A 23,923-nucleotide genomic window follows, 5' to 3' on the forward strand; every position below is an offset into this window, starting at 1 on the left:
CACGGGAGCGGCGACCGCGCGGGCCCGTCAGGAGCTGCTGCTGCTGGAACAGCTGGAACCGGACGAGCTGCTGCTGCAACTCGACCCGGAGGAACTGCTGCAGCTGGAACCGGAGGAACCGCCGCAGCCGGAGCCGCCGGAACTTCCGCCGGAACAGCCGGAACTGCCGCTGCCGCACCCGCCGCCGGACCCCCCTCCGCAGGAGGATCCCGAGCTGCCCCCGTCGGTCCCGGCGCACCACAGCACCGGCAGGAGCTCGGCGGAGGATCCGGACGAGGAGTGGGAGCGGCGCGACGCGGGGCGGACACCCGACTGGGCCGCGGCCAGCCTGGTGCCGCGGGCGGCCGGCACCAGCTGCCCGCGCAGGAACGGGTCCCGCAGGCCGCGCAGTCCGAACAGCGCGGTCTGCACGTGCGGGGTCCGGTCGTTCACGTAGTGGGAGCGGATCTCGCGCAGCGCCCGCCGCCCCGCAGGGGTGATCCGCCGCCGGGCGGCCGCGGCGCAGAGCGCCCCCACGAGGATGCCGCCGAGCAGCACGGGAAGCACCTTGGCGATGAACGGCACCTGCCCGTCCGGGTCCACGACGAACGCGACGAAGGTCAGCGGCAGCGACATAGGCACCAGGAACCCGCACACCGCGGCCTGGGTCAGGCCCCAGCGCCGCCACACCCGCCCCCAGCCCGGCGGCGAGAGCAGCCCCCGGGCCGCCAGCCCGTCCCCGGTCTCCTGGACGGCAGGGTCGAGCATGGCCGCGTACCGCACCTGGTAGAGCCAGCCCGAGGGCGCACCGCGGTGGGCCTGGAGGACGGCACGCTCGGCGGGGTCGCCCGCCCGCGCCCCGGGATGTACGTGGACGATGCCCGGGCCGCCGACCACCAGCCGGCCGTCACCCAGCATCGAGACGAGGGCGGTGTCCACGACGGCGCCGGGCCCGCCCGCCATGAACGCGGCCTCGGAGAGGTCGTGGAGGACCGGCGCCGGACCGGCCGACCGGGGCCGGGCCCGGTACAGGCCGAGGACCAGCAGGCCGCTGGAGGTGAGGACGGCGATCCAGATCGCCAGGGCGAGCAGGTTCACGCGGCCCTCCCCATGAGCGACCGGGCCCAGCGCGCCACCCGGCCGGGCGGCCGCGCCCCGGCGCGGTCCCGCCACCACACGGTGAGCCGGCGCCGGGCGGCCGGGTCGGCCGGCAGGTCCTGGATCAGCAGGTGCTCCGCGAAGTCCAGCGCGTCCCGGCGGTATCCGGCCGTCATCGGGCGGCCCTTGGCGTAGGCGAGGAAGGCCGAGCGGTACGCCTCCCGGCCGCCCAGGATGTCCGGCAGCTCGGGAGCCAGCCGGGCCACCACCTCGGACCGCTTGGCGGCCAGGGCCCGGGCCTGCACCCGGATCCGCTGCCGGTCGAAGCCCTCGGGGACCGGAGTCCCGGCCACCAGGGCCGACAGCAGCGCCGCCTGCCCGAGCCCCACCCGGGTGCGCGTCGCTTCGTCCGGCGCCGCGTGCCCGGTGTCCGGGTCCGTGTCCGTGTCGGGGGCCGCGGGCCGGGTGTCCGCCGCAACGGCGGGTCCGGCCGTCACCACCGCGCGGATCGCGGCCACCTCGGCCGCCAGCTCCGGCTCCGGGGGGAAGTCGTCGTCCCGTTCCAGCAGGACGCCCGGCGGGTCCACCCGCTCGCGGACCGCGGCCAGCAGCTCGAGCACCACCGGCGGCACCGGGTGCGCGTGCGTGTCGTGCCAGACACCGCCCCGCTCGACACCGCCCGCCACGTGCACGTACGCCAGCGCCTCCAGCGGGATCGCGTCCAGCACGGCCGCCGGGTCCTCGCCCCGGTTGACCCGGTTGGTGTGCAGGTTGGCCACGTCGATGAGCAGCCGTACGCCGGTCCGCTCGACCAGCTCCGTCAGGAACTGCCCCTCCGTCAGCTCCTCGCCCGGCCAGGAGAACAGCGCGGCGATGTTCTCCAGGGCCAGCGGCACGGGCAGCGCGTCCTGCGCGATGCGCACGTTCTCGCACAGCACGTCCAGCGCGTCGCGCGTGCGCGGCACGGGCAGCAGGTGGCCGGCCTCGAGCGCGGGCGAGGAGCTGCGGACGAAGGCGATGTGCTCGGTGACCAGCGGCGCCCCCAGCGCCACCGCCCGCTCCCCGAGCGCCGCCAGCTTCGCCGGGTCGGGGCGGTCGGCGCCGCCGAGGCCCAGCGAGACCCCGTGCGGGACCACGCGGACGCCGCGCTCGCGCAGCCTCGTCAGCGACTCGGGCAGGTGGCCCGGACAGACGTTCTCGGCCACCACCTCCACCCAGTCCAGGCCGGGCAGCCGCTCGACCGCGTCCGCGATCTCCGGCCGCCAGCCGATGCCCACCCCCAGGTGTGCCATGGGTTTCATGTCCCTCGCCCCCCTTTCAGCGCGGTTCATCGCACCGTGTGCCGATGTGATGGCCCCGGTGGAGTCCGGCCAACCGCGCAGGGGGGACGTTCAGAGCAACATTTGAGGTTCCGTCCGGACCTTCGCGCGGGCCTTCGCCTGGACGAGGAGGGGCCGTCAGAGCCGCGCGCGCAGCGCCGGGTGGTCGGCGACCACCGTCGCGCTGCCGGGCGCGATCTCCGTGAACCCGGCGTCGCGGACCACCGGAAGCCCGCTGCCGCTCAGCTCCGCCCACCGCTCGCGCGGTGCCGTCCGTACGGCCAGCCGGAAACCGCAGGCCTGCCACACGCCCCGCTCCGCGTCCGTCAGCTCCCACCACGCCAGCTGCGCCGCGTGCCCGGCCTGGGCCATCGCCTTGCCGGCCGACATGGCGAGGGCGGGGTTGAGCCACAGCACGGGCAGACCCGGCTCGGTGAGCGCGTCGACCGGCTCCGGGTCGTCCAGGTCGGTGCCCGACACCTGGAGCTTGGCCAGCTCCTTGGGCCAGCCGTCCAGGGGCACCGGCGGGAAGACCCGTACCTCCGAGGTGTCGCCGTGCACCGTGACTCCGGGCAGGGTGCCGGCCTTGCGCCACTCCGCCCCGCGCGCCCGCCGGACCACCTTGCGGATCCGCGCGTCCTGCCAGTCCCGCACCGCCTCGGCCCACTCGCCCCCGTCCTGCGACCGCTCGTCGGTCAGCAGGACCAGTACGGCGCGGGCCGCGGTCTCCAGGGCGTCCGTCCGGGCGGGCGGCGCGGTCTTCTCGATCCGCACCACCAGCGGCAGGACGAACTGCGGGGCCTCGTCGCGCACCGCGTGCTCCTGCCGGAAGGGGCTGTCCGCGCCGACCGCGGGTACGTCTCTGGTGTCGTTCGTCTGCTGGCTGCTCATCCCGACAAGGATGCCAGCGTCCCCCTTCAGGATGATGCCGCGGGGGCGCCGGCCGGGCGAGGATCGAAGCCATGAAGAGTGACCTTTTCGCGTCCGAGAACCTGGTCCAGGCGGCCGCCGCGCCCGGCATGACCCTGCAGAACCCGAAATCCGTGAAGTACACCGTCAACGGCGAGATGCTGGCCCGCCAGGGCTCGATGGTCGCCTACCGCGGCAACCTTCAGTTCGAGCGCAAGGGGCAGGGCATCGGCGGCATGCTCAAGCGCGCCGTCACGGGCGAGGGCCTGGCCCTGATGTCCGTACGGGGCCAGGGCGAGGCCTGGTTCGCCCACCAGGCGGGAAACTGCTTCATCATCGAGTTCGAGCCCGGCGACGCGCTGACCATCAACGGGCGCAACGTGCTGTGCTTCGACCCGACCCTGTCGTACGAGATCAAGATGCTCAAGGGCGCCGGAATGACCGGCGGCGGCCTCTTCAACAGCCTCTTCACCGGCACCGGCAAGCTCGCCGTCGTCTGTGACGGCAACCCGATCATCATCCCGGTCACCGCCCAGACCCCGGTCTACGTGGACACGGACGCGGTCGTGGGCTGGAGCGCCCAGCTGGAGACCGGCCTGCACCGCTCCCAGTCGGTCGGCTCGATGATCCGCGGCGGCTCCGGCGAGGCCGTCCAGCTGATGCTGCGCGGCGAGGGCTTCGTCATCGTCCGCCCGAGCGAGCTCACCGAACCGGCGGCGGCCCACTGAACCTGACCGGCGTGGGCCGGCGCTACGGTCCGCGCCGGCCCTGGGTCCTGCGCGGGGTCACCCTGCACCTGCCGCCCGGCGCCCTGGTCCGGATCGAGGGCGGCAACGGCGGCGGAAAGTCCACGCTGCTGCGGCTCGTCGCAGGCATCGACACCCCGACGGAGGGCCGCGTCGGCGGCCGTCCGCGCCGCACCGCCTACGTGCCCGAACGCTTCCCTGCGGCGCTGCCGCTCGACGCCGCGGCCTACCTGACCCACCTGGGCCGGATCCACGGACTGCGGCGCGCCGAGGCCGCCCGCCGGGCGGCCGTGTGGCTGGAGCGGTTCGGCGCCGCCGCGTATGCGCGCACCCCGCTCGCCGAACTGTCCAAGGGCAGCAGCCAGAAGGTGGCCGTGGCCCAGGCCCTGCTCGCCGAGCCGGGTCTGCTGGTCCTCGACGAAGCCTGGACCGGACTGGATTCCGCCGCCCGCGCGGAGCTGGACATCGCCGTGGCCGAACGCACCGCCGCCGGAGCCGTCGTCGTGTTCGTCGACCACGATCCGCGAAGGCTCGCCTCCGCGACCGACGCCCGCTACCGGGTCGAGGGCACCGCCGTGCTGCCGGTGACCGCGACGGACGGGCCCCGCGTCCGGATCCACGCGTCCGGCCCGCCCGGCAGCACACCGCCCCCCGGCCTGGCCGCGGCGCCCGCCATCGACGGCGGCGTCCTGCTGACCGTGGACGGGGCCCGCTCCGACGCCGTGCTGCGGGACCTGCTCACCGCCCGGCCCCCCTGGCACATCCGCGCCGTTGAGGAACTGCCGTGACCGCACTGCTCGGCTACCAGAGCGCCCTGCTGCTGCGCTCCCAGCGCTGGCTCGCACCCCTGCTCGGTTACGCCGCCTTCGTGGCCATCGGGATCCGGCCCGGCGATCCGGTGCTGGACTCCTTCGGCTACGTGACCGCCGGCCTGGTCCCGGTGGCCGCCTGGCTGGTGCGGATCTGTGTGACCAACGAGCCCGGCGCCGCCCGCGACTGCACGGCCGCCGCCTCCGGTCCCGTACGGGTGCACGCGGCGGCCCTGCTCACCGCGCTGGCCGGGACGCTCCTCCCCGGGGCGGCGGCCGCCGTGGCGGCGCTGCTCCTCGGTGACCTGGCCGGACTCGATCCGGCCGGGGCGGCGTCGGCCGGGGCGCTGGCGGTGGCGGTGTGCGCGCTGACCGGCGCGGCCGTGGGCGCGCTGTGCAGCAGGCCGCTGGTGCGGCGCCGCGGGTACGCCGTGGCGGCGGGCGGCCTCGGTTCCCTGCTGGCCCTGGTCCTCGTGGGCTCCCCGGCCCGCAGTGTGCTGTCCGCCCTGGTCACGGGGGAGGGCTCGGGCGCCGTACCGCTGCCGCTGACCGCCCTGGCGGGGGCGCTGCTGCTGTCGGGCGGCGCGGGCTCGGCCGCCTGCCTGGCCGCCGCGCGGCGAGGTTGACCGTCAGCGGACGTACGCGGGCGAGGAGCCGCCGGCCGCCAGGAGGCGGGGCGGTCCCGTGCCGTCCGCGGGGACCGACCGGACGTCGCCGTCGAGGCCGTAGCCGACGGTCGCGTCGTCCAGCCAGGCCGGCTGGTCGTCGACGCTGTGCGGCTCGGCCAGCGGGTGTTCCCGCATCGTCGCCAGGTCCAGGACGTACAGCCGCCACGGTGCCCGGGGATCGTCGGAGATCTTCTTCTTGAAGGCGAGGCGGGTGCCGTCCGGTGACAGCGAGGGGCATTCGGTGTTCTCGCGCAGTGCCTTCGCCGACCAGTTCCGCATGTCGCCCTCGACGAGGTGGGTGCGGCCCCGGGTGGAGACGGTGGCGTAGAAGCGGTTGTCGTCGCCGGCGAAGCTCACGCCCCAGTAGTTGACGTCGGAAGCGTGGTGCCGTTCCCCGTCGACGGTCAGCGGGATCTGCTCCATCGACTTGACGAGATAGCCGGTGCGCAGGTCCAGGATCGAGGTCCGGGTCGAGAACGCGGAGGTGTTGTACGAGTCGCCGGTCGTGAAGGTCGTCCAGGACAGGAGCCGGCCGGAGGCGGAGACGCGGGCCCGGTTGGGGATGCCGGGCACGGTGACCCGGCGGATCTCGCGCAGCTGCCCGTCGAGTACGAGGGCCTCGGTGCGGGCCGGGGCGCCGGGCAGCATGCGCAGGCACAGGGCGTGTCCCCCGGCGGCGTGGAAGCGGTCGCAGGACGGGCCGCCGGCCACGCGGGGCGCGTCGGGTCCGGGCAGGCGTGCGACCCGGCCGGTGGCCGTGTCCCGGAAGTAGAGGCCGGGCTCCGTGACGCCGAACGAGGCGTCCGCTCCGGCGTGGTGGGCCGCGCCGGCCGGCCGGTCGCGGTGCCTCGCGTGCAGGACGTAGCCCAGCGAGCCGCCCGCGAGGAGGAGTACGGCGGCGATGACGAGGGCGGGACGGAGCCGCCGGTGACGCAGGTTCATGACGGCTCCACGGAGGGATCGGGTCCGGGCAGGACGCGCCAGGCGACCGCGAGGGCCGCGGCCAGCGCGAGGGCCGCCGCCCACAGGGCGGGCCGCTGTCCCCACAGGGTCCACGCCGCCCCGAACCCGGCGGCGCCCAGGAGCCGGGCCAGGGCCTGGCCGGTCTGCAGCACCGCGAGTCCGCCCGCCCGGCCGTGCGCGGGCAGCACGGGCGCGGCCAGGGCCATCAGGACTCCGTCCGTGCCGGCGTAGAAGACCCCCAGGAGGGCGAGTACGGCGACGACGGCCGGCCAGGAGAGGGGGGCGAGCAGCACGGCGTACGCGCAGAGCAGGGCGGCGTGCCCGAGCAGGAAGGCCGGCCGCCGCCCGGACCGGTCGGCGAGCCGGCCCGCCGGGACGGCGAGCAGGAGGTAGACGGCGGCGGCACCGAGCGGCAGCAGCGTGAACAGGACGGGCGGCAGGTCGAGGCCGCGCAGGAGCAGCAGGTAGAGGAAGGCGTCGCCGATGGTGGTGGCGCCGAGCAGGACCGCGGCGTACAGGATGCGGCGGAAGGCGGGGTCGCGCAGGGCCCCGGCCCGGGCGGGAGCCGTGGTCAGGGGCGGAGTCGCGGTCGCCGGCGGAGTCGCGGTCCGGGGTGGAGCCGTGGTCGGGGCGGGAGCCGCCCGCCGGGGGCCGGCCGCGGGCGCGGCCGGGACGTACACGACGAGCAGGAGCACGCCGAGCAGGCCGACGCAGAAGCTGACGGCGAACACCGCGTCGTAGGCGTCGGCGGTGGCCCACAGCACGGCGAACGCGGCGAGCGGCCCCAGCAGGGCGCCCGTGGTGTCCATGGCGCGGTGCACGCCGAAGGACCGGCCGAGTGCCTCCGGCGGTCCGCTGAGCGAGATCAGCGCGTCCCGCGGGGCGGTGCGGATACCCTTGCCGAGCCGGTCGGCGGCGAGCGCGGCCGCGATCCCGGCGGTGGCGCCCCCGGCGAGGAGCAGTCCGAGCCGGGACAGCGCGGACAGCAGGTAGCCGGTCCCGGCGACGCGCTTGTGGCGGCCCCCGCGGTCGGCGAGGCGTCCGCCGAGCAGCCGTACGAGGGCGGTCGCGCCGTGGAACAGGCCGTCGACGAAGCCGAACTGGAGGGGGGACAGGCCGAGGCCCAGGACGAGGTAGAGCGGCAGCACGGCCGTGACCATCTCCGAGGAGACGTCGGTGACCAGGCTGACCGCACCGAGCGCGAGGACGGTGGCGGGGACGCGCCGCCCGGCCCCCGGGGTGCGGGGCGGCGCGTCCGGGCGGCCGTTGGCGGCCAGGTACATCAGTGGCAGCTGTACTTCGGGCTGGTGTCCTTGACCTGGCCGTCCGTGGCCACGTACGTCCATCCGTAGCCGGAGTCGGTGAACTCCAGCTTCACCACGCCGTACGGGCCGCTGACGCGCTTCTGGCTGTTGGGCTGGACCTGTTCGATCGGGTAGGGCTCGGCGCCGCCCATCCCGCCGACGACCTCCACGATCCCGTCGGCGGTCGCCCGGCCGTCGGGGTCCTGCGGGGCGAACCGCTCGTAGTGGTGGTCGTGGCCGTTCAGGACGAGGTCGGCCCTGGCGGCGTACAGGATCTTCCAGACCGGCTTGGAGACCGGGTCGTTGCCGTGCCCGCCCGACGAGAACAGCGGGTGGTGCCAGTAGGCGGCGACGCACTTCCTGGTGTTGGCGGCGAGATCGGCCTTCAGCCAGTCGGTCTGGGCGGCCTGGTCGAAGGCGTTGGAGTCGAGGGCGATGAAGTGCCAGTTGCCCTCGTCGTAGCTGTACCAGCTCTTGCCCTGCGGGAAGGCGATGCTCCCGAAGTACGCCTTGTAGCCGGCGAGGGAGCCGGCCGGGTCGTAGGTCTCGTGGTTGCCCGGGACCGGCCGGGTCTTGGCCTTGAAGGCGCCCCAGCTCTTGTCGTAGTAGTTCCGGAAGTCGGAGAGCCGGGCGTCGTCGTACTGGTTGTCGCCCATGGTCAGGTAGAACTTCGGGTCGATCCGCTGCGCGAGTGCGGCCGTCTTCGGGTGTGCGCAGCCGCTGTCTGAGGCGGTGCACTGCGCGGCGATGTCACCGGCCGCGACCACCGTGAAGGCGCCGCCGGGCGGCGGCCCGCCGTCGAGCGTGCCGTACACCTCGGCCTCGAACAGCGAGTAGCCGTACGTGGTGCCGCGGACGGTTCCGTAGACGCGCAGGTACCGGCCCTTGCCCGACAGGCCGGTCCGGTCGTCGACGCCGCCGTCGCCCGCGGTCTCGGTGGCGAGCGGGGTCCAGGAGGCGCCGTCGGCGGACAGCTCGATGCGGTACGCCTTGGCGTAGGCCGCCTCCCAGGTCAGCCGTACGCGCGAGACGGTGGCCACGGCACCGAGGTCGACCCGGATCCACTGCGGGTCCTGGCCTTCGGCGCTGGCCCAGCGGGTGGCCGGATCACCGTCGAAGGCGTTCTTCGCGGTCAGGGACGAGGTTTCCACGGAGGAGGCGGTGGCCGGCTTCCCGCGCGATATGAGGGGGTCGGCGGCGGCCCCGGCCCGTTCGGGCCAGGCGAGCAGGAGCCCGCCGACGAGGACGAGGACGGCGGTGCCTGCGAGGAGCAGGGTGCGCAGTCCGTCGCGGAACGAGGGGGATGGAGCGGAAGTGTTCAGGCGCATACCTGGACTCCCTGGCCTTGAGGGCGGCGAGAGCTGGACTCTGGCGCGGAGGCCCGCTCCGGCCCGCGGGCGGGCAGGGGCGGTGCCACGGCGGCCGGGTCAGAGCTCTCGCTGAGCGCGTCATGCCCGAGGGGCCGGGCACCGCGCCAAGCCGCCGCCCGGGAGACTAACAGGAAGGAAACTTTCCTACCAGTGGTTGCGCGCGCCGATCTCGTAGGCTCGTAGGCATGGACCAACCGGACCGGAACCCGTCGTACTGCCCCGCTCCCGCCGCTCCCGCCGACCCGGCGGCGCGGGTGGAGGGACCGCCGTTCGCCGACTGCCTCGCGTGCGGAAAGCCGACCGAGTACGGGGTCGCCACGCCGGGCGTGGTGCTCTGTCCGGTGTGCGAGTGGCAGGACGCGCAGCGCACGGCCTGCTCGGGCTGATTCCGGCGGCTCGGCGGCTCGGCCGCTCGGCGGTTACGTGCCGATGAGCTCGGAGACCTTCACGAACCGGTAGCCGCGCTTGCGCAGCTCCGGGACGATCGTGCGGACGGCCTCCTCGGTGACCGGCGCCGCGCTGCGCGTGCAGTGCAGGACCACCACCGAGCCGGGTGTCACGCCCGCCAGCACCTGCTCGGCCACCGCGGCCGGGTCCGTGGCGAAGGCGTCCCCGCTGACCACGTCCCACTGGACGGCCGTGACCTTGGCCGTGGACAGGGCCCGCAGCGCCCGGTCGTCGTAGCAGCCGCCGGGGAAGCGGAAGTAGGGGACGGTGTTGACCGCGCCCGCCGTGCGGAAGGCGGCGAACGCCCGGTCCACGTCGGCGCGGGCCGCGGCGGCGTCGAGCGCGGGCAGCCCGTAGCAGGGGGAGGTGAAGGCGTGGTGGCTGTACGAGTGGTTCGCGATCTCGAAGGTGGGGTCGGTGCCGATCGCCTTCGCCTGGTCCGGGTACTCCTCGGCCCAGCGGCCGGTCATGAAGATCGTCGACGGCACCCGGAGGGTGCGCAGGGTCGCGATCAGCTGCGGGTTGTCGAAGCGCTCCCCGCCCGCGGCGCGCGGCCCCTGATCGGCGGTCATGTCCGCGTCGAAGGTCAGCGCCACGGTCTTGTCGGTGTGCTGCTTCGCCCGCTCGAAGACCGGGGTCAGGCCGTTCGGGCCGGGCGCCAGGGTGGGGGGCTTGGCGGGGGCGCCGGCCTGCGGGGCGGCGGCGGGGCCGGACCCGGCGGCGGACGGGGACGCGGACCCGGAGGCGGACCCCGAGGCCGCGGGGGTCCCCAGGCGGGCCTCGCGGCCCGTGTCCGACGGGGCGCCGCCGCCCCCGCATCCCGCGAGGGCGGCGCCGAGGGCGGCACTGAGGACGGCAGCGGACACCGCTTTGCGCACGGAAATGGTCACATGGGCAAGTTATATGACTATGTGGCCAGTAGCCGTGCGCGGCACTCCCCGACGTCGAAGTCACCCGGTGGATACCTCGGACCGATCTCCTCCAGGTGTTCCAGCAGCAGCCGGCTGACCGCCCAGTTGCGGTACCACTTGCGGTCCGCGGGGACGACGAACCAGGGCGCGGCATCGCTGGAGCAGCGCTCCAGGGCCAGCTCGTACGCCTCCTGGTACGCGGGCCACAGCGCGCGCTCGTCGATGTCGGCCGGGCTGAACTTCCAGTGCTTGTCGGGGTTGTCGAGCCGCGCCAGGAGCCGCGCGCGCTGCTCCTCGTAACTGATGTGGAGGAAGACCTTCACCACGGTCACGCCGTCGTCCGCCAGGGACTGCTCGAACCGGTTGATCTCCGCGTAGCGCCGCTCGATCCGATCGGGCGGCGCCAGCTCGCGGACGCGGGCGATGAGGACGTCCTCGTAGTGCGAACGGTCGAAGATGCCGATCTCGCCCGGCTCGGGGAGCGCCTTCCTGATGCGCCACAGGAAGGGGTGTTTTCGTTCCTCGGCGGTGGGCGCCTTGAAGGCCTCGATGCGGCAGCCGGACGGGTTGAACAGGCCGATCACGTGCTTGACGGTGCCGCCCTTGCCGCTGGTGTCCATCCCCTGCAGGACGAGCAGCAGGCGGCGCCGGTCGCCGGCGGTGCTCGCCGCGTAGAGCCGCTCCTGGAGCGAGCCGAGCGGCCGGGCCATCGCGGCGGTGGCCGCGCGCCCGGCCGCCTTGTCCGCGGGGCCGGCCACGGTCGCCGCGGTGTCGTGGCGGCCGAGGTCGAGCCGCTCGCCGGCGGGGACCCGCAGCAGCTCGCGGAGCGGTCGTACCAGGGTCACTGCCAGGGCCCCGTCACCGCGAACGTGGTCCCGGGTGCGTACGCGTTGACGTACATGGTGCGTCCGTCGGGGGAGAAGGCGACCCCGGCGAACTCGCCCCACTCCGGTGCGCCCGGCCGGCCGATGTCCTCGGCGTTGCGGGCCACCGGGTACACCTCGCCGCCCGCCGTCACGCCGAAGACGTACTGGGCCCCGCCGCCGTCCTCGCACACCATCAGCCCGCCGTCCGGGGCCAGGCAGATGTTGTCGGGGGAGTCCCCGGGCAGCTCGATGCCGGCGGACGGGCCGAACAGCACGTCGAGCCGGAGCCGGGCGCGCAGCGGGTCGTAGAACCACACCTGCCCGTGGTGGTCGGCGCCCGCGCCCTCGCGGCGGCGGGCGTAGCTGGAGACGAAGTGAACGCCGGCGCCGCCCCAGTAGCAGCCCTCGAGCTTCTGCGCGTGGGTGATCCCGCCGCGCCCGAAGTCCTGGAACCGGATCGCGGTCCCGGCTGCCGAGGGGTCGGGTACGCGCACCCACTCCACCGGGAACTCCGCCCCGGGCCGGTCCACCACGGCCAGGTCCGCCAGCCCCGGCACGCGCAGCGCCTCCAGCACGCCGCCGGCCCGCAGCGAGCCGGGGCCGCCGAGCGGCCGGGCGGGCAGGAAGCGGTAGAACAGCCCGAACGGCTCGTCGAAGGCGTCCTCGGTCTCGTAGACGATCCCGCTGTACGGGTCCACGGCGACGGCCTCGTGCGCGAAACGGCCCAGCGCGGTGAGCGGGACCGCCCCCGAGCGCCGCGGGTCCGCGGGGTCCACCTCGAACACGTGGCCGTGGTCCCGCGTGTAACCGGAGGTGCCCGCCCGGTCCTCGGTCTCCTCGCAGCTCAGCCAGGTGTTCCAAGGGGTCCGGCCGCCCGCGCAGTTGACGGCGGTACCGGCGAGGGCGACCCGCTCACCGGTGACCCGCCCGTCCGGGCCGAGCTCCAGGGCCGTGCAGCCGCCCAGGGCCCCGGGGTCGTACGTCAGCCCCGCGACGGCGGGCACGCGCAGGGCGGCCGTGGCGCGGTTCTCGTGGTTGCGGACCAGCCGCACGCGGCCGCCGCCCGCGCCGAAGGCGGCCATGCCGTCGCAGTTGGCCGGGACGGTGCCCTCACCGGAGCGCAGCGGATCGCCCGCGCGCGAGAGCACCCGGTACGAGAAGCCCGCGGGCAGATCGAGCAGTCCGCGCGGGTCGGGCAGGAGCGGCCCGTACCCGCGGGTCGGCGGGGCGGCACCGGCCCGGCCGGTGAACAGGGCGCCGAGCGCCCCGCTGAAGGCGACCGCGCCTGCGGCGAGCATGCTGCGTCGGGTGACGGACATCGGCCCGTGGTACCACACCGAGCCGCCTGCCGTGGGTGTCCCGCGCCAGAGGTCCCACCACCGGCCCTGTGCGGGCCCGGCTCCGGGCAGCGGCCTGCCGGCCGCCCCGGGGCTCCGCCCCGCACCCCGCGCCTCAAACGCCGGCGGGGCTGGATTCGGTTCCTGCCGTCCGCCGGCGTTTGAGCCCCGGGTCTTTCAGCTCGGCGCGAGCCGTCAGGCGAGCTTCGCGCTCAGGGTGATCGTCGTGCCGGTCAGGGCCTGGCTGACGGGGCAGTTCTTCTTCGCGTCCTCGGCGGCGGCGACGAAGGCCTCGTTGTCCAGACCCGGGACCTCGCCCTCCACCGTGAGGTGGATGCCGGTGATGCCCTTGCCGGGCACGAAGGTGACGGCGGCCGAGGTGGTCAGCTTGGCGGGCGGGTTGCCCGCCTTCGCCAGTCCGTTCGAGAAGGCCATGTTGAAGCAGCTGGAGTGCGCGGCGGCGATCAGCTCTTCCGGGCTGGTCCGCCCGTTCGCCTCCTCGTCGGTGCGCGCGGGCCAGGAGACCGGGTAGCTGCCGAGGCCGGACGAGTCGAGGGTGACGACTCCCTTGCCCTCGAACAGGTCGCCTTCCCAGACGGCGTGTGCGTTGCGTGTGGCGGCCATGGGGGATCCCTTCGCAGAAGTGGAAACGGCCGGGCCCCCGGAGGGGCGCGGCGCTGCCAAACCTACTGCGACACCAGGGGCTTCGCGTCGCGGGCGAGCGCGGTGAGCCGCGATATGGCGCGGAAGTACTTCTTCCGATAGCCGCCGTTGAGCATTTCTTCACTGAAGAGCTTGTCGAAGGGGACCCCGGACGCCAGGACGGGGACCTCGCGGTCGTACAGCCGGTCGGCGAGCACCACCAGCCGCAGGGCCGTCGACTGGTCCGGCACCGGGCCGACGTCGGTCAGGCAGACCGCCGTGATCCCGTCGGTCAGCGCGCCGTAGCGGCTCGGGTGCACCCGGGCCAGGTGCTCCAGCAGACCGGGGAAGTCGTCCAGGCTCGCGCCGTCGGTCGCGTACGCGGCCTTGGCGACCTGCTCGTCGGAGAACGGAGCCGGAGCCTCCGGCAGCCCGCGGTGGCGGTAGTCCTGCCCGTCGATCCGCAGCGGCCGGAAGTGCGCCGACAGCCCCTGGATCTCCCGCAGGAAGTCGGCGGCCGCGAAACGGCCCTCGCCGAGCTTGCCGGGCAGCGTGTTGGAGGTGGCGGCCAGCGCCACGCCCTGCTCGACCAGGCGGCTGAGCAGCGAGGACACCAGGACGGTGTCGCCCGGGTCGTCCAGTTCGAACTCGTCGATGCACAGCAGCCGGTGCCCGCCCAGGGTCTGCACGGTCTGCTGGAAGCCGAGCGCGCCCACCAGGTTGGTCAGCTCCACGAAGGTGCCGAAGGCCTTGAGCGCGGGCTCGGCCGGAGTGGCGTGCCACAGGGAGGCCAGCAGGTGGGTCTTGCCGACGCCGTATCCGCCGTCGAGGTAGACCCCGCGCGGGCCGGGCGCGGGGGCCGGCTTCTTGCTGAACCAGCGCCGCTTGCCGGCGCCGCTCGCGTGCGCCCCGCCCAGACCGGCCGCGAAGCCGCTGAGGACGGTGACCGCCTCGGACTGGCTCGGCTGGGCCGGGTCCGGGTTGTACGTGTCGAACCGCACCGAGTCGAAACGCGGCGGCGGCACCATCTCGGCCACCAGCCGTTCGGCGGGTACCCGGGGCTCGCGGGCGCACAGGGCCTGGGGCCCCGCATCGGCTATCTGGGGCCGACTGGACGTGGCACCGGAGGTGGAGAGTGATGTTGACACAGCACTCAACTCTACGGGTCGTGGCACACTGCACCGATGCGACGCCTGTTCCCTGTGACCGATCAGACACCCGCCCCGTCCCAGGCCCCGACCGACCGGGAATGGTCGCTGGACGAGCTGGCGGAGGCCTACGCGTACCCCGCACTCGAGGACGGGGAGCACTGGCTGAGGGCCAACATGGTCTCCACCCTGGACGGCGCCGCCCAGCACGAGGGCCGCTCCCAGCCCATCTCCGGCGAGACCGACATGCGGATCTTCGGCACGCTGCGGGCCCTGGCCGATGTGGTGGTCGTCGGAGCGGAAACGGTTCGCCAGGAGGGGTACCGCCCGGCCCGGGCCCGGGAGGTCTTCGCCGCCCGCCGGGAGGCGGCCGGACAGGGCCCCGCCGCCGCCATCGCGGTGGTCACGGCGAGCCTGGACCTGGACTTCACCCTGCCCCTGTTCACCTCCCCGCTCGTGCCGACCCTGGTGGTCACCGGGGCCGCAGCGCCCGCCGGCAAGGTCGCCGAGGCCGTCGCGGCCGGGGCCGAGGTCGTGGTGGCGGGCGAGGGGGCCGCCGTGGACCCGGCCCGCGCCCTGCGGGAGCTCGCCGCGCGGGGACTGCGCCGGCAGCTCACCGAGGGCGGGCCCCGGCTGCTGGGCCAGATCGTGGCCGCCGACGCGCTGGACGAGCTGTGCCTGACGATCTCGCCGGTGCTCACGGCCGGTGACGCCCAGCGGATCGCGGGCGGGCCCTCCGTCACGGTTCCGCACCGGCTCGCGCCGGCCTCCGTACTGGAAGAGGCCGGGTTCCTCTTCACCAGCTACCGTCGGATCTGAGCAGGAGGCGGAATTTCTCGTTCCGCTTAGCTTCCGCCGGGCACGAACCTGGGCACACATATCTGCGCAAGGTCCCGCGCGCGAGCGGGGCAGGATGGTTTCCGCAGGGGGCCGGCCAGCCGGCCTCGGCCCATGAAGGAGAGGGCGTCCGTGTTCACGAGCGTATTGATGATCGAGCAGCCCCTGACCGCGGTGGACGTGGACTTCGTCACCACCCTGCACGGAGACGACTCGGTCTCCTTCGTCGTCCTCATGCAACCCCGCGGCGACCAGGACCGACTGCTGCGCGCCATCGACGACGTAGCGCTCGGTGAGCTCCCCGAGGCCATCCGCGAGGCCGACGTACCCGAGGGCGAGGCGGCCCGCGGCCCCGCCGAGCTGGCCCTGGAGCACTCCATGCAGGCCCTGCGCAGGAAGGGCGCCAACGTCATCGGGCACATCGTCGAGGACCACCCGCTCGACAAACTGAAGGCCGTCGTCGAGGAGACCGGCGCCGACGAGGTGATCGTCCTGACCGCCCCGCACTTCGTGGAGGAGTTCTTCCACCGGGACTGGGCCTCCCGGGCCCGCCACAAGGTCGGCGTTCCGGTGCTCAAGCTCTTCGCCCACAACGAATAGGCTGGGGCGGTCAGAGCTCGACGCACCACCCTCGATCCTGGAGCGACCTGAATGAAGCCCGGCCTGCCGACCGCCATGGAACGGCCCCACTTCATCGGCATCGGCGGCGCCGGCATGTCCGGCATCGCGAAGATCCTCGCCCAGCGCGGCGCGCACGTCGCCGGCAGCGACAGCCGGGGGGACTCCGAGACCGCCCAGGCACTGCGCGCCCACGGCGTCGCGGTGCACGGCGGCCACGCCCCCGGCAACCTCGCCGACGACTCCACCTGCGTGGTCGTCTCCAGCGCCATCCGCTCCGACAACCCGGAGCTGGCCCGCGCCGCCGAGCTGGGCATCCCCGTCGTGCACCGCTCCGACGCCCTCGCCGCCCTGATGGACGGCCTGCGCCCGATCGCCGTCGCCGGCACGCACGGCAAGACCACCACCACCTCCATGCTGGCGGTGTCCCTGTCGGCCCTGGGCCTGGACCCCTCGTACGCCATCGGCGGCGACCTGGACGCCCCCGGCTCCAACGCCCACCACGGCGAGGGCGACATCTTCGTGGCCGAGGCGGACGAAAGCGACCGCACCTTCCACAAGTACACCCCGCAGGTCGCGATCATCCTCAACGCCGAGCTCGACCACCACGCGAACTACGCGTCGATCGAGGAGATCTACGAGTCCTTCGAGACCTTCGTCTCCAAGATCGTGCCCGGCGGCACCCTGGTCGTCGCCCACGGCCAGGAGGGCGCGGCCGAGATCGCCCGCCGGGTCGCCGGCCGCGAGGGCCTCCACGTCGTCACGTACGGTGAGGAGCCCGAGGCCGACGTCCGCATCACCAAGATCACCCCGCGCGGCCTGACCAGCGAGGTCACCGTGGTCATCGACGGCCGGATGCTCACCTTCACCGTCTCCGTGCCCGGCCGCCACTACGCGCACAACGCCGTCGCGGCCCTCGCCGCCGGTGTCGCCCTCGGCATCCCCGCGCACAACCTCGCCTCCGCCCTCGGCAAGTACACCGGGGTCAAGCGCCGCCTCCAGCTCAAGGGCGAGGCGGCCGGCGTCCAGGTCATCGACTCCTACGCGCACCACCCCACCGAGATGACCGCCGACCTGGAGGCCATCCGCGGAGCCGCGGGGGACTCCCGCATCCTGGTCGTCTTCCAGCCGCACCTCTTCTCCCGCACCCAGGAGCTCGGCAAGGAGATGGGCCAGGCCCTGGCCCTCGCCGACGCCTCCGTGGTCCTGGACATCTACCCGGCCCGCGAGGACCCGCTGCCCGGCGTCACCAGCGAGCTGATCATCGCCGCGGCCCGCGCCGCGGGCGCCGACGTCACCGCCGAACACGACAAGGGCGCCGTCGCCGACGTCATCGCGGGAATGGCCAAGCCCGGTGATCTCGTTCTCACGATGGGCGCGGGCGACGTCACGGACCTCGGTCCGGCCATCCTCGCCCGCCTGTCGAACTAAGGGAGCGGGAGAGTCATGTCGTACGAGGTCGAGAAGACGGACGAGCAGTGGCAGGCCGAGCTGACCCCGTCCGAGTACCAGGTGCTGCGCCTCGCGGGCACCGAGCCGGCCTTCCGCGGTGAGTACACCGACACCAAGACGGAAGGCGTCTACTCCTGCCGCGGCTGCGGCGCCGAGCTCTTCCGCTCCACGGAGAAGTTCGAGTCGCACTGCGGCTGGCCGTCCTTCTACGACCCGAAGGACACCGACGCCGTCGAGCTGGTCGCCGACACCTCGCACGGCATGGTCCGCACCGAGGTCCGCTGCGCGAAGTGCGGCTCCCACCTGGGCCACGTCTTCGAGGGCGAGGGCTACCCGACCCCCACCGACCAGCGCTACTGCATCAACTCGATCTCGCTGCGCCTGACCCCGGCCGCCGACGCAACCTGACGCGCCTGCGCCACCGTTCCGCCGTCAGGGCCTCCCCCGGAAACCGGGCGGAGGCCCTGGCCGTAAGTGGCCCCTGGCCCGAACACCCGCGAGCGGTACGGGAACGGCACCGACTGGTCCACCACGCCAACCGGAACGGCAGAAAGCCGTGGTCATACACCTATCCGAATGTTCGGTGTGGCTGGATATGATCGGCACCCTTGCGTCCGGCGACGCCGGGTCGGGCTGTGTCCGGTCCGGCCGTCGGGCTGCTTCCGCCGCCCCCGTCCCCGAGGTCCCATGTCTCTCATAGAACCCGAAGGCATACGAGGGCGGTCGACGGCCCGTCGGCGGCGCAAAGTGCGTCTGCGCACCCTGCTCATCTGGCTGGCGGTCGTCCCCACCGTGGCGATGGGCGCCCAGGTGGCGGTGACCGCGGAGCGGCTGCTGACGCAGTCGCAGCACCTGCGGGACGATGTCGCGGCCGCCGAGCGGATCGGCGCACCCCTGTACACGCTCATGGTCGACATGCAGGCCGAACGGACGATGACCGCCGCGCTGTGGGCGGGCACCGCCGGGGCGGAGGAGGAGCTCGGGAACCGGCGGGGGGCCACCGACCTGGCCGCGGCCGAATTCCGCCGCCTGGCGTCCGGCACGAACGCCTCCTTCCAGGAAGTGAACCGGCGGCTCGACGGCCTGGCCGCGTTCCGCCAGCGCGCGGACGCCCGCACCGGTGGGGCCGACAGCACGCTCGCCTATTACACCGGGGTGATCGGCGCGGTCATCCAGGCCTACCAGCGGGAGTTCAGCCACGCGGACGACGCCGAACTCGTCATGGAGAGCCGGCCCGTGGTGTCCATGCTGTCGGCCACCGAGATGGTGGCGCGCGAGGACACGCTGCTGGCCCTGTCCGGACCGTCGAGGGAACTGAGCACCGCCGGCTACGAGCAGTTCATCAGCGCCGTGGGAGCCCACCGGTACCTGTACGAGACGTGGGTGGTGCCCTACCTGCCCGAGGGCGACCGGCGGTTCTACGAGCGGATCGTCGCCTCCCCGGACTGGCAGGCGAAGACCCGCATCGAGAACGCGATCGTCTCCGAGCACACGGACACCGCGTCCGGCATCAAGCTGCCCGCCGAGGCCGCCGGCTGGCGGTCCGCCCACGCGAACTTCTCGGTACCGATGGCCACGCTCACCGTCGACCGGGCGCGGAAGGTGCTCACGCGCAGCGAGGCCAAGGCCGAGGAGCTGGAGACCGAGGTCGCCTGGCTGATCGGGGGAAGCGGCGCCGGGCTGCTGTTCGTCGTGGTCATCGTGGTGACCACCACGCGAACCCTGCTCCGCCGCCTGCACGACCTGCACGAACGCACCGTGACCGTCGCCGAGGAAACCCTCCCCGACGTCGTCGCCCGGCTCCAGCGAGGGCAGTCCGTCGACGCCGGGGTCCTGCCGGCGGTCCGCGGGGACCGGGACGAGGTCGGACGCATCAGCGACGCCTTCGCCCGGGCCGTCGCCGTGTCCGTCGACGGGCACCGGCAGCTCGCCGACGAGCGCCACGGGTTCGGTCTGTTCGCCACGGGCATCGCCTCGCGCACCGGAAACCTGGTCAGCCGCCAGCTGAGCCTCACCGAGGACCTCCAGGACACCTTCGGCCACGACGAGGCGCTTCTCGCCCAGTTGATGCGCTCCGACCAGCTGACGGTGGGCATGCGGCGCCAGATCGAGAACCTGCTCATCCTGGCGGGCGGCGAGGTCCCCGACCCGCACACCGAGCCCATGCGCATCGCGGACCTGCTGCGCGAAGCCGCCGCGGAGGTCGAGGACTTCCGGCGCATCGAGCGCCAGGCCCTGGACGAGACCAGCGTGGAACCGCAGGCGATCAGCCAGATCAGCCACCTGCTCGCGGAGCTCCTGGACAACGCCACCCGGTTCTCCCCGCCGCGGTCGAAGGTGGTCATCCGGGCCGAAATGGTCGCGGACGGACTGTCGGTCGAGATCGAGGACCGGGGGCCGCGGGTGACGCCCGAGCGGTACGAGGAGATGAACGGACGCCTGCACCAGGCACCCCCGTACTCCGTCCTGGCGCAGAACGCGCACCGGCTCGGGCTCTTCGTGGTCGGCCACCTCGCCGACCAGCTCCGCGCGACCGTCACCCTGCGCCGCTCGGTGTACGGAGGCACCTCCGCCGTGGTGATCCTGCCCCGGGACCTGCTGGTGGCGACCGAAGGGGAGGCACCGCGCGAGACCGCGGCCGCGCCCGTTGCCGCGCCCGTGGCCGCGGTCGTCCCCGTCGCCGCGACGCCGGCCCCGGAGCCGTCCGCCGCCGTACCGGCGCTGCGCCCCTCCGGGGGACGGGTGCCCGAGCCGGTCGAGCACACGGCCGCCGGGCTGCCGAGCCGCACCACGAAGCTGCCCGCGCGCATGCCCGCGCGAGTGCCCGCGCCCGCGCCCGCGCCGGAGCCCGAGGCCCGCCCGGCCCTGGCGGCCGTCCCCACGCGGCCGGCGCTCCCCGAACGCGTCCCGCAGACCCACATCGCCGAGCAGCTACGGGAGCCCCGGGCCCCGGAAACAGCCCTCCGGCCGGACACGGCGACACCCGAAGAGGTGGCCGACGCCTGGTCGGACTACGAACGCGGGACGCAGACAGTGGAAGAAGAGCTCCGACGGGATCGGCCATGACTACCTCAGCAAACACAGCGGCATCCAACGACGCGATCTACAGCGTGCTGGACAACAACCTGAACAGGATCGCGGGCATCCAGGGAGCGGTGCTGCTGTCCAACGACGGCATCAAGCTCAGCGCGTACCTCCTGGACGAGCCCCAGGCCGAGCGCATGGCGGCCGCGGCCTCCGGCATCGCGGCCACCATGAAGGCGATATCCCGGGAGGTGGACGGCGGCCGCGTCATCCGCCAGCTGGTCGAGATGGACGACCGCTACCTGTGCATCGTCGGCTGCGGGGACGGCAGCACGCTCATCGTGGTGACCTCCCGCAAGGCGCGCCTCGGCGAGCTGGGCGGCGAGGCCGTACGCACCGCCCAGGCGCTCGGCGAGTGGCTGGGCACCCCGGAGCGCGGCCAGGCGCCGACCGCGTAATGCCGGAGGACCAGCCCCAGTCCGCGCGCCGCCGCCGTACGCGGCTGTACGCCCTGACGGACGGACGGACGACCGCGCCGCACACCGTCCTCACCATGGACACCACGATCACGGCGGCGGTCGACGGAGACGCGCAGGGCGGCCTGCCCACCGAGTGGCGGGCCATCCTCGCCATGTGCGCGCCGCCGGGCGGCCTGGCGGTCGCCGAGATAGCGGCCCGGATGCACATGCGCCTCACCCCGATGACGCTGCTCCTGGGCGAACTCGCGGACCGCGGGCTGATCCACCACCGGTCGCCCCTGGACGGGGCCGAAACCACCAACGTCCACCTGCTCATGAGAATCAGGGACAACCTTGCCCGGATATGACAGTCCCGCCCCGCGGGAAGCGGCCCCCGTCAAGATCCTCGTCGCGGGGGGATTCGGAGTCGGCAAGACGACCCTGGTCGAGACGATCTCCGAGATCGAGCCCCTGCGCACGGAGGAGCGGCTGACGGCCGCCGGTGTCGGCGTCGACGACCTCGACGGCATCGAGTCCAAGACGGTGACCACCGTGGCGATGGACTTCGGCCGCCTCACCCTCACCGACGCCGGGGTCGTCCTCTACCTGTTCGGCACACCGGGCCAGGAGCGCTTCTGGTTCATGTGGGACGACCTGCTGAACGGGGCCCTCGGGGCGATCGTGCTGGTCGACACGCGCCGCCTGGACCGCAGCTTCCCCGCCGTCGACTTCTTCGAGAGCCGCGGACTTCCGTTCGTGATCGGCGCGAACTGCTTCCACGGCGAACAGCCCTACACCGCCGAGGAGATCGGGGCGGCGCTGCACCTGCGCGACCCGAACATGCCCGTCCTCATGCTGGACGCCCGCTCCCGTACGGACGTCCGCGGCTGCCTGCTCGCGCTCCTCGACCGGCTCATCGCCGAGGCGGGAACGGAGGCCGGCGCGGAGGCCGGAGCGGAGGCGACGACGGTCTGAGGAGCCCGTTCCGCGCCACCGAGGCCAGGTAGTCCGCCAGGGTCCGGCCCGGCTTCCAGCCGGTGGACCGGGCCCGGGTCGTGTCCAGGACCACGGAGTGGGCGAGCTGGTCCACCGCGTAGCGGCTCAGCGCCGGTTCGGCGGTCGGCAGGGACTCCGCGAACCGGGCCGCCGCACGCGCCACCGGCAGCGGCAGGTGCCGGATCCGGGCCCGGACGCCATGGGCCCGCAGGACCTCCCGTACCGCCAGGTCGCGGGCGTACGGCTCGGCGTCCGCCACGTTGTAGGCGCCCGGGGGCCAGCCGGCCGCCGCCAGGCAGGCCTCGGCGAGGTTCTCCACCGCCGTCAGGCTCAGCATGACGTCCGGGCCCGGCAGCAGCAGGGTCCCGGCCCGGACCCGGGAGAGCAGCCGGGGCAGCAGCTGGGTGTCGCCGGGGCCGTAGACCGCCCTCGGCCGCAGCACGACCGCACCACCGGCCAGCGCGAGGGCCTCGCCCGCCGCCTTGGTACGGCCGTAGGCGTTCAGCTGGCCCGTGCGCGGATGGTCCTCGGCGACCAGGCTCCGGTCGCCCCGCGGGTCGTAGACGCTGGCACTGCTCACCCAGACCACGGGCCGCCCGCCCGCCGCCCTCAGCAGCCGCTCCGTACCGGCCACGTTGACCGCGTGCATCAGCGCCTCGGCCGCCGAACCGGGCGCCGGATCGCCGACCGCGGCGGCGCAGTGCACCACCAGGTCCACCCCGGTCAGGTCCGGATCGGCCCGGGCGGCGTCCCAGAAGCGGTGCTCGCCCAGGGGGCCGGGCCTGCGGCCCACGCACACCACCTGGGCCCCGCCCGTGGCAGCCGCCCGGGCCACGTGTCCGCCGCAGAAGCCGCTCGCCCCGGTGACCGCGATACGGACGCTCATGCGCGGGCCTCCACCAGCAGCGTCCGCCAGCCCGGCAGGGCCGCCCGCCGGTCCACCCGGGCCCGCGTCACCACCGGACGCGCGGGGGCCAGCGCCGCCAGTACGTCGGCCAGCTGCACCTCGGTCAGCCGGGCTCCCGGGCAGGTGTGCGGCCCGGCGCCGAACACCAGCCGGGCGGTGCCCGGCCCGGCCGGCCGGCGGGCATCGGGATCGCGCCGGTGCGCCTCGGCGGCGTGCCGGGCGACCAGCAGCAGCCGGTCGCCGCCCCGCACCGGGCAGCCGCCGACCGTGCCGTCCGCGGCGGCCGCGCGCGGCAGCAGCGGCGAGGCGGCCGTGACCCGCAGCAACTCGGCGGCCAGCACCGGCCGCAGGGCCTCGTCGGCGGCCTGGTCCCACAAGCCGGCGTCGGCGCACCACGCCACCGCCCGCGGCAGAGCGGCCACGGTGGTGTTGACCGCGGCCACCGCCAGCATCGCGGCCAGCCCCTCCTCGGCGACGCCGGAACCGGAGGCCGCCCCCGGGGCCCTGTCGGTGGCCAGCAGCAGGCGCAGGCGGTCCGCCGCCCGGGCCGCGGCGGCCTCGGCGCGCGGGCGGCGCGGGCCCGGCAGGTGGCTGCGTACGGAGGCGGCCGCGGCCTCGGCGGCGGCCTCCGCCACGGCCCGCGGGTCGGCCTGCGAGCCCAGCAGGGCGCACACCACCGACCCGGACAGCTCCCGGGCCAGCCCGACCAGGTCCACTTCGCCGCCCTGTGACAGCGGCGCGAGGCCTCGTACGAGCAACGGCCGCCACACCGCGCGCAGTTCCTGCACCCCGGCCGCGCCGAGCCCGGCGGCGAGCCCCCGCCGCTCCGCCCGGTGGGCTCCGCCCTCCTGGTCGAACAGGACGCCGCCGGCGCCGCCCGGCAGGGCGGCCCGCGCGGCGGCGCCCGTGGTCCCGGCCGCCGTACGGTCGAGCGGCAGCCGGGTCAGCGCCTCCCGGTAGGCCTCCGCCCCGTGCACCAGCAGGGTGCCGCCGAGCCGGCGCACGGGCCGGCCGCGCGTCGCGGCGAGCAGTCCGAACAGCACGGGATGGCTGCCTAGGTAGACCCTGCGGTCGCGCCGCCGGGCCCGGGCGTGGGACGTGTGGCTCATCGGGTA

The 23,923-nt window shown here is 74.4% G+C and carries 25 protein-coding genes; 12 read left to right on the top strand and 13 right to left on the bottom strand.

The window, feature by feature from the left end; all coding sequences use genetic code 11:
- Positions 1-27 precede the first annotated feature (27 nt).
- The 3 genes from ACZ6I1_RS20525 to ACZ6I1_RS20535 all read right to left on the bottom strand — a co-directional run bounded on the left by ACZ6I1_RS20525 (position 28) and on the right by ACZ6I1_RS20535 (position 3,287).
- Positions 28-1,077 (bottom strand): TIGR04222 domain-containing membrane protein, encoded by a 1,050-nt coding sequence (locus tag ACZ6I1_RS20525; protein ID WP_469289095.1) that lies wholly within the window; start codon positions 1,075-1,077, stop codon positions 28-30.
- On the bottom strand, positions 1,074-2,378 hold the full coding sequence (locus tag ACZ6I1_RS20530) for an MbnB/TglH/ChrH family RiPP precursor modification enzyme (protein WP_469289097.1): 1,305 nt from the start codon (positions 2,376-2,378) through the stop codon (positions 1,074-1,076). Before ACZ6I1_RS20530 ends, ACZ6I1_RS20525 begins: the two co-directional genes overlap by 4 nt.
- A gap of 156 nt (positions 2,379-2,534) precedes the next feature.
- Complete coding sequence (locus tag ACZ6I1_RS20535) at positions 2,535-3,287, bottom strand: aminoacyl-tRNA hydrolase (protein ID WP_469289099.1); 753 nt, start codon at positions 3,285-3,287, stop codon at positions 2,535-2,537.
- 71 nt (positions 3,288-3,358) lie between these two features.
- Between ACZ6I1_RS20535 and ACZ6I1_RS20540 the strand changes: the two genes are divergently transcribed.
- From ACZ6I1_RS20540 to ACZ6I1_RS20550, 3 genes are read left to right on the top strand one after another with little or no spacing between them, the layout of a single operon-like run.
- Complete coding sequence (locus tag ACZ6I1_RS20540) at positions 3,359-4,033, top strand: AIM24 family protein (protein WP_469289101.1); 675 nt, start codon at positions 3,359-3,361, stop codon at positions 4,031-4,033.
- The gene (locus tag ACZ6I1_RS20545; RefSeq protein WP_469289173.1) at positions 4,030-4,839 is read left to right on the top strand and encodes an ABC transporter ATP-binding protein; all 810 of its coding nucleotides are present in this window, start codon (positions 4,030-4,032) and stop codon (positions 4,837-4,839) included. Before ACZ6I1_RS20540 ends, ACZ6I1_RS20545 begins: the two co-directional genes overlap by 4 nt.
- A complete protein-coding gene (locus tag ACZ6I1_RS20550; protein WP_469289103.1) occupies positions 4,836-5,486 on the top strand; it encodes an ABC transporter in 651 nt (216 codons plus the stop codon). The genes ACZ6I1_RS20545 and ACZ6I1_RS20550 overlap by 4 nt, the downstream gene beginning before the upstream one ends.
- A 3-nt stretch (positions 5,487-5,489) precedes the next feature.
- Here ACZ6I1_RS20550 and ACZ6I1_RS20555 read toward each other — a convergent pair whose 3' ends face one another.
- From ACZ6I1_RS20555 to ACZ6I1_RS20565, 3 genes are read right to left on the bottom strand one after another with little or no spacing between them, the layout of a single operon-like run.
- Entirely contained in the window at positions 5,490-6,470 is a 981-nt protein-coding gene (locus tag ACZ6I1_RS20555; RefSeq protein ID WP_469289105.1) for a TolB-like translocation protein, read from the bottom strand.
- Entirely contained in the window at positions 6,467-7,774 is a 1,308-nt protein-coding gene (locus tag ACZ6I1_RS20560) for an MFS transporter (protein ID WP_469289106.1), read from the bottom strand. Before ACZ6I1_RS20560 ends, ACZ6I1_RS20555 begins: the two co-directional genes overlap by 4 nt.
- Positions 7,774-9,123, bottom strand: coding sequence for a discoidin domain-containing protein (locus tag ACZ6I1_RS20565; RefSeq protein ID WP_469289108.1), 1,350 nt, complete (start codon positions 9,121-9,123; stop codon positions 7,774-7,776). The genes ACZ6I1_RS20560 and ACZ6I1_RS20565 overlap by 1 nt, the downstream gene beginning before the upstream one ends.
- Before the next feature lie 227 nt (positions 9,124-9,350).
- Here ACZ6I1_RS20565 and ACZ6I1_RS20570 point away from each other — a divergent pair, with 227 nt between their 5' ends.
- The gene (locus ACZ6I1_RS20570; RefSeq protein WP_469289109.1) at positions 9,351-9,551 is read left to right on the top strand and encodes a hypothetical protein; all 201 of its coding nucleotides are present in this window, start codon (positions 9,351-9,353) and stop codon (positions 9,549-9,551) included.
- A 33-nt stretch (positions 9,552-9,584) separates the two neighbouring features.
- Here ACZ6I1_RS20570 and ACZ6I1_RS20575 read toward each other — a convergent pair whose 3' ends face one another.
- The 5 genes from ACZ6I1_RS20575 to zapE form a co-directional block, all read right to left on the bottom strand.
- Entirely contained in the window at positions 9,585-10,502 is a 918-nt protein-coding gene (locus ACZ6I1_RS20575; protein ID WP_469289111.1) for a polysaccharide deacetylase family protein, read from the bottom strand.
- A gap of 17 nt (positions 10,503-10,519) precedes the next feature.
- Positions 10,520-11,368 carry a PPK2 family polyphosphate kinase gene (locus ACZ6I1_RS20580; RefSeq protein WP_469289113.1) on the bottom strand — a complete coding sequence of 283 codons (849 nt, stop codon included), beginning with the start codon at positions 11,366-11,368 and terminating at the stop codon, positions 10,520-10,522.
- Positions 11,365-12,708: an alkaline phosphatase PhoX gene (locus ACZ6I1_RS20585; RefSeq protein ID WP_469289115.1), complete on the bottom strand. Its 1,344-nt coding sequence runs from the start codon at positions 12,706-12,708 to the stop codon at positions 11,365-11,367. Before ACZ6I1_RS20585 ends, ACZ6I1_RS20580 begins: the two co-directional genes overlap by 4 nt.
- A 213-nt stretch (positions 12,709-12,921) precedes the next feature.
- On the bottom strand, positions 12,922-13,350 hold the full coding sequence (locus tag ACZ6I1_RS20590) for an OsmC family protein (protein ID WP_469289117.1): 429 nt from the start codon (positions 13,348-13,350) through the stop codon (positions 12,922-12,924).
- Positions 13,351-13,412: 62 nt separating this feature from the next.
- Positions 13,413-14,468, bottom strand: a complete 1,056-nt coding sequence (gene zapE / locus ACZ6I1_RS20595; protein WP_469289175.1) for a cell division protein ZapE — start codon at positions 14,466-14,468, stop codon at positions 13,413-13,415.
- An 84-nt stretch (positions 14,469-14,552) separates the two neighbouring features.
- Here zapE and ACZ6I1_RS20600 point away from each other — a divergent pair, with 84 nt between their 5' ends.
- From ACZ6I1_RS20600 to ACZ6I1_RS20635, 8 genes are all read left to right on the top strand, one after another.
- Positions 14,553-15,335, top strand: coding sequence for a pyrimidine reductase family protein (locus ACZ6I1_RS20600; RefSeq protein ID WP_469289119.1), 783 nt, complete (start codon positions 14,553-14,555; stop codon positions 15,333-15,335).
- 150 nt (positions 15,336-15,485) lie between these two features.
- On the top strand, positions 15,486-15,953 hold the full coding sequence (locus tag ACZ6I1_RS20605; RefSeq protein ID WP_469289121.1) for an indole-3-glycerol phosphate synthase: 468 nt from the start codon (positions 15,486-15,488) through the stop codon (positions 15,951-15,953).
- A 51-nt stretch (positions 15,954-16,004) separates the two neighbouring features.
- Positions 16,005-17,402: a UDP-N-acetylmuramate--L-alanine ligase gene (murC, locus tag ACZ6I1_RS20610; protein ID WP_469289123.1), complete on the top strand. Its 1,398-nt coding sequence runs from the start codon at positions 16,005-16,007 to the stop codon at positions 17,400-17,402.
- Between the two features lie 15 nt (positions 17,403-17,417).
- Positions 17,418-17,831, top strand: a complete 414-nt coding sequence (msrB, locus tag ACZ6I1_RS20615; protein WP_469289125.1) for a peptide-methionine (R)-S-oxide reductase MsrB — start codon at positions 17,418-17,420, stop codon at positions 17,829-17,831.
- Between the two features lie 339 nt (positions 17,832-18,170).
- Positions 18,171-20,489 (top strand): sensor histidine kinase, encoded by a 2,319-nt coding sequence (locus ACZ6I1_RS20620; RefSeq protein WP_469289127.1) that lies wholly within the window; start codon positions 18,171-18,173, stop codon positions 20,487-20,489.
- Complete coding sequence (locus ACZ6I1_RS20625; RefSeq protein WP_469289129.1) at positions 20,486-20,905, top strand: roadblock/LC7 domain-containing protein; 420 nt, start codon at positions 20,486-20,488, stop codon at positions 20,903-20,905. The genes ACZ6I1_RS20620 and ACZ6I1_RS20625 overlap by 4 nt, the downstream gene beginning before the upstream one ends.
- Positions 20,905-21,273 (top strand): DUF742 domain-containing protein, encoded by a 369-nt coding sequence (locus tag ACZ6I1_RS20630; protein WP_469289131.1) that lies wholly within the window; start codon positions 20,905-20,907, stop codon positions 21,271-21,273. Before ACZ6I1_RS20625 ends, ACZ6I1_RS20630 begins: the two co-directional genes overlap by 1 nt.
- Entirely contained in the window at positions 21,260-21,880 is a 621-nt protein-coding gene (locus ACZ6I1_RS20635) for a GTP-binding protein (RefSeq protein WP_469289133.1), read from the top strand. Before ACZ6I1_RS20630 ends, ACZ6I1_RS20635 begins: the two co-directional genes overlap by 14 nt.
- On the opposite strand, the gene ACZ6I1_RS20640 is transcribed toward ACZ6I1_RS20635, so the two are convergent.
- The gene (locus tag ACZ6I1_RS20640; RefSeq protein WP_469289135.1) at positions 21,819-22,787 is read right to left on the bottom strand and encodes an NAD-dependent epimerase/dehydratase family protein; all 969 of its coding nucleotides are present in this window, start codon (positions 22,785-22,787) and stop codon (positions 21,819-21,821) included. The two genes, ACZ6I1_RS20635 and ACZ6I1_RS20640, sit on opposite strands and share 62 nt — an antisense overlap.
- Positions 22,784-23,917, bottom strand: coding sequence for a cytochrome P450 family protein (locus tag ACZ6I1_RS20645; protein WP_469289137.1), 1,134 nt, complete (start codon positions 23,915-23,917; stop codon positions 22,784-22,786). The genes ACZ6I1_RS20640 and ACZ6I1_RS20645 overlap by 4 nt, the downstream gene beginning before the upstream one ends.
- Positions 23,918-23,923: the final 6 nt, after the last annotated feature.

Source organism: Streptomyces sp. NPDC046303, from assembly GCF_055588085.1.

What these genes read in the sequence shown, in the direction of transcription:
- ACZ6I1_RS20630 (WP_469289131.1), top strand. Translation starts at nt 20,905, where the DNA reads ATGCCGGAGGACCAGCCCCAGTCCGCGCGCCGCCGCCGTACGCGGCTG.
- ACZ6I1_RS20540 (WP_469289101.1), top strand. Translation starts at nt 3,359, where the DNA reads ATGAAGAGTGACCTTTTCGCGTCCGAGAACCTGGTCCAGGCGGCCGCC.
- ACZ6I1_RS20590 (WP_469289117.1), bottom strand. Translation starts at nt 13,350, where the DNA reads ATGGCCGCCACACGCAACGCACACGCCGTCTGGGAAGGCGACCTGTTC.
- murC (WP_469289123.1), top strand. Translation starts at nt 16,005, where the DNA reads ATGAAGCCCGGCCTGCCGACCGCCATGGAACGGCCCCACTTCATCGGC.
- ACZ6I1_RS20600 (WP_469289119.1), top strand. Translation starts at nt 14,553, where the DNA reads ATGCGACGCCTGTTCCCTGTGACCGATCAGACACCCGCCCCGTCCCAG.
- ACZ6I1_RS20555 (WP_469289105.1), bottom strand. Translation starts at nt 6,470, where the DNA reads ATGAACCTGCGTCACCGGCGGCTCCGTCCCGCCCTCGTCATCGCCGCC.
- ACZ6I1_RS20530 (WP_469289097.1), bottom strand. Translation starts at nt 2,378, where the DNA reads ATGAAACCCATGGCACACCTGGGGGTGGGCATCGGCTGGCGGCCGGAG.
- ACZ6I1_RS20640 (WP_469289135.1), bottom strand. Translation starts at nt 22,787, where the DNA reads ATGAGCGTCCGTATCGCGGTCACCGGGGCGAGCGGCTTCTGCGGCGGA.
- ACZ6I1_RS20625 (WP_469289129.1), top strand. Translation starts at nt 20,486, where the DNA reads ATGACTACCTCAGCAAACACAGCGGCATCCAACGACGCGATCTACAGC.
- msrB (WP_469289125.1), top strand. Translation starts at nt 17,418, where the DNA reads ATGTCGTACGAGGTCGAGAAGACGGACGAGCAGTGGCAGGCCGAGCTG.
- ACZ6I1_RS20570 (WP_469289109.1), top strand. Translation starts at nt 9,351, where the DNA reads ATGGACCAACCGGACCGGAACCCGTCGTACTGCCCCGCTCCCGCCGCT.
- ACZ6I1_RS20535 (WP_469289099.1), bottom strand. Translation starts at nt 3,287, where the DNA reads ATGAGCAGCCAGCAGACGAACGACACCAGAGACGTACCCGCGGTCGGC.
- ACZ6I1_RS20585 (WP_469289115.1), bottom strand. Translation starts at nt 12,708, where the DNA reads ATGTCCGTCACCCGACGCAGCATGCTCGCCGCAGGCGCGGTCGCCTTC.
- ACZ6I1_RS20565 (WP_469289108.1), bottom strand. Translation starts at nt 9,123, where the DNA reads ATGCGCCTGAACACTTCCGCTCCATCCCCCTCGTTCCGCGACGGACTG.
- ACZ6I1_RS20645 (WP_469289137.1), bottom strand. Translation starts at nt 23,917, where the DNA reads ATGAGCCACACGTCCCACGCCCGGGCCCGGCGGCGCGACCGCAGGGTC.
- ACZ6I1_RS20560 (WP_469289106.1), bottom strand. Translation starts at nt 7,774, where the DNA reads ATGTACCTGGCCGCCAACGGCCGCCCGGACGCGCCGCCCCGCACCCCG.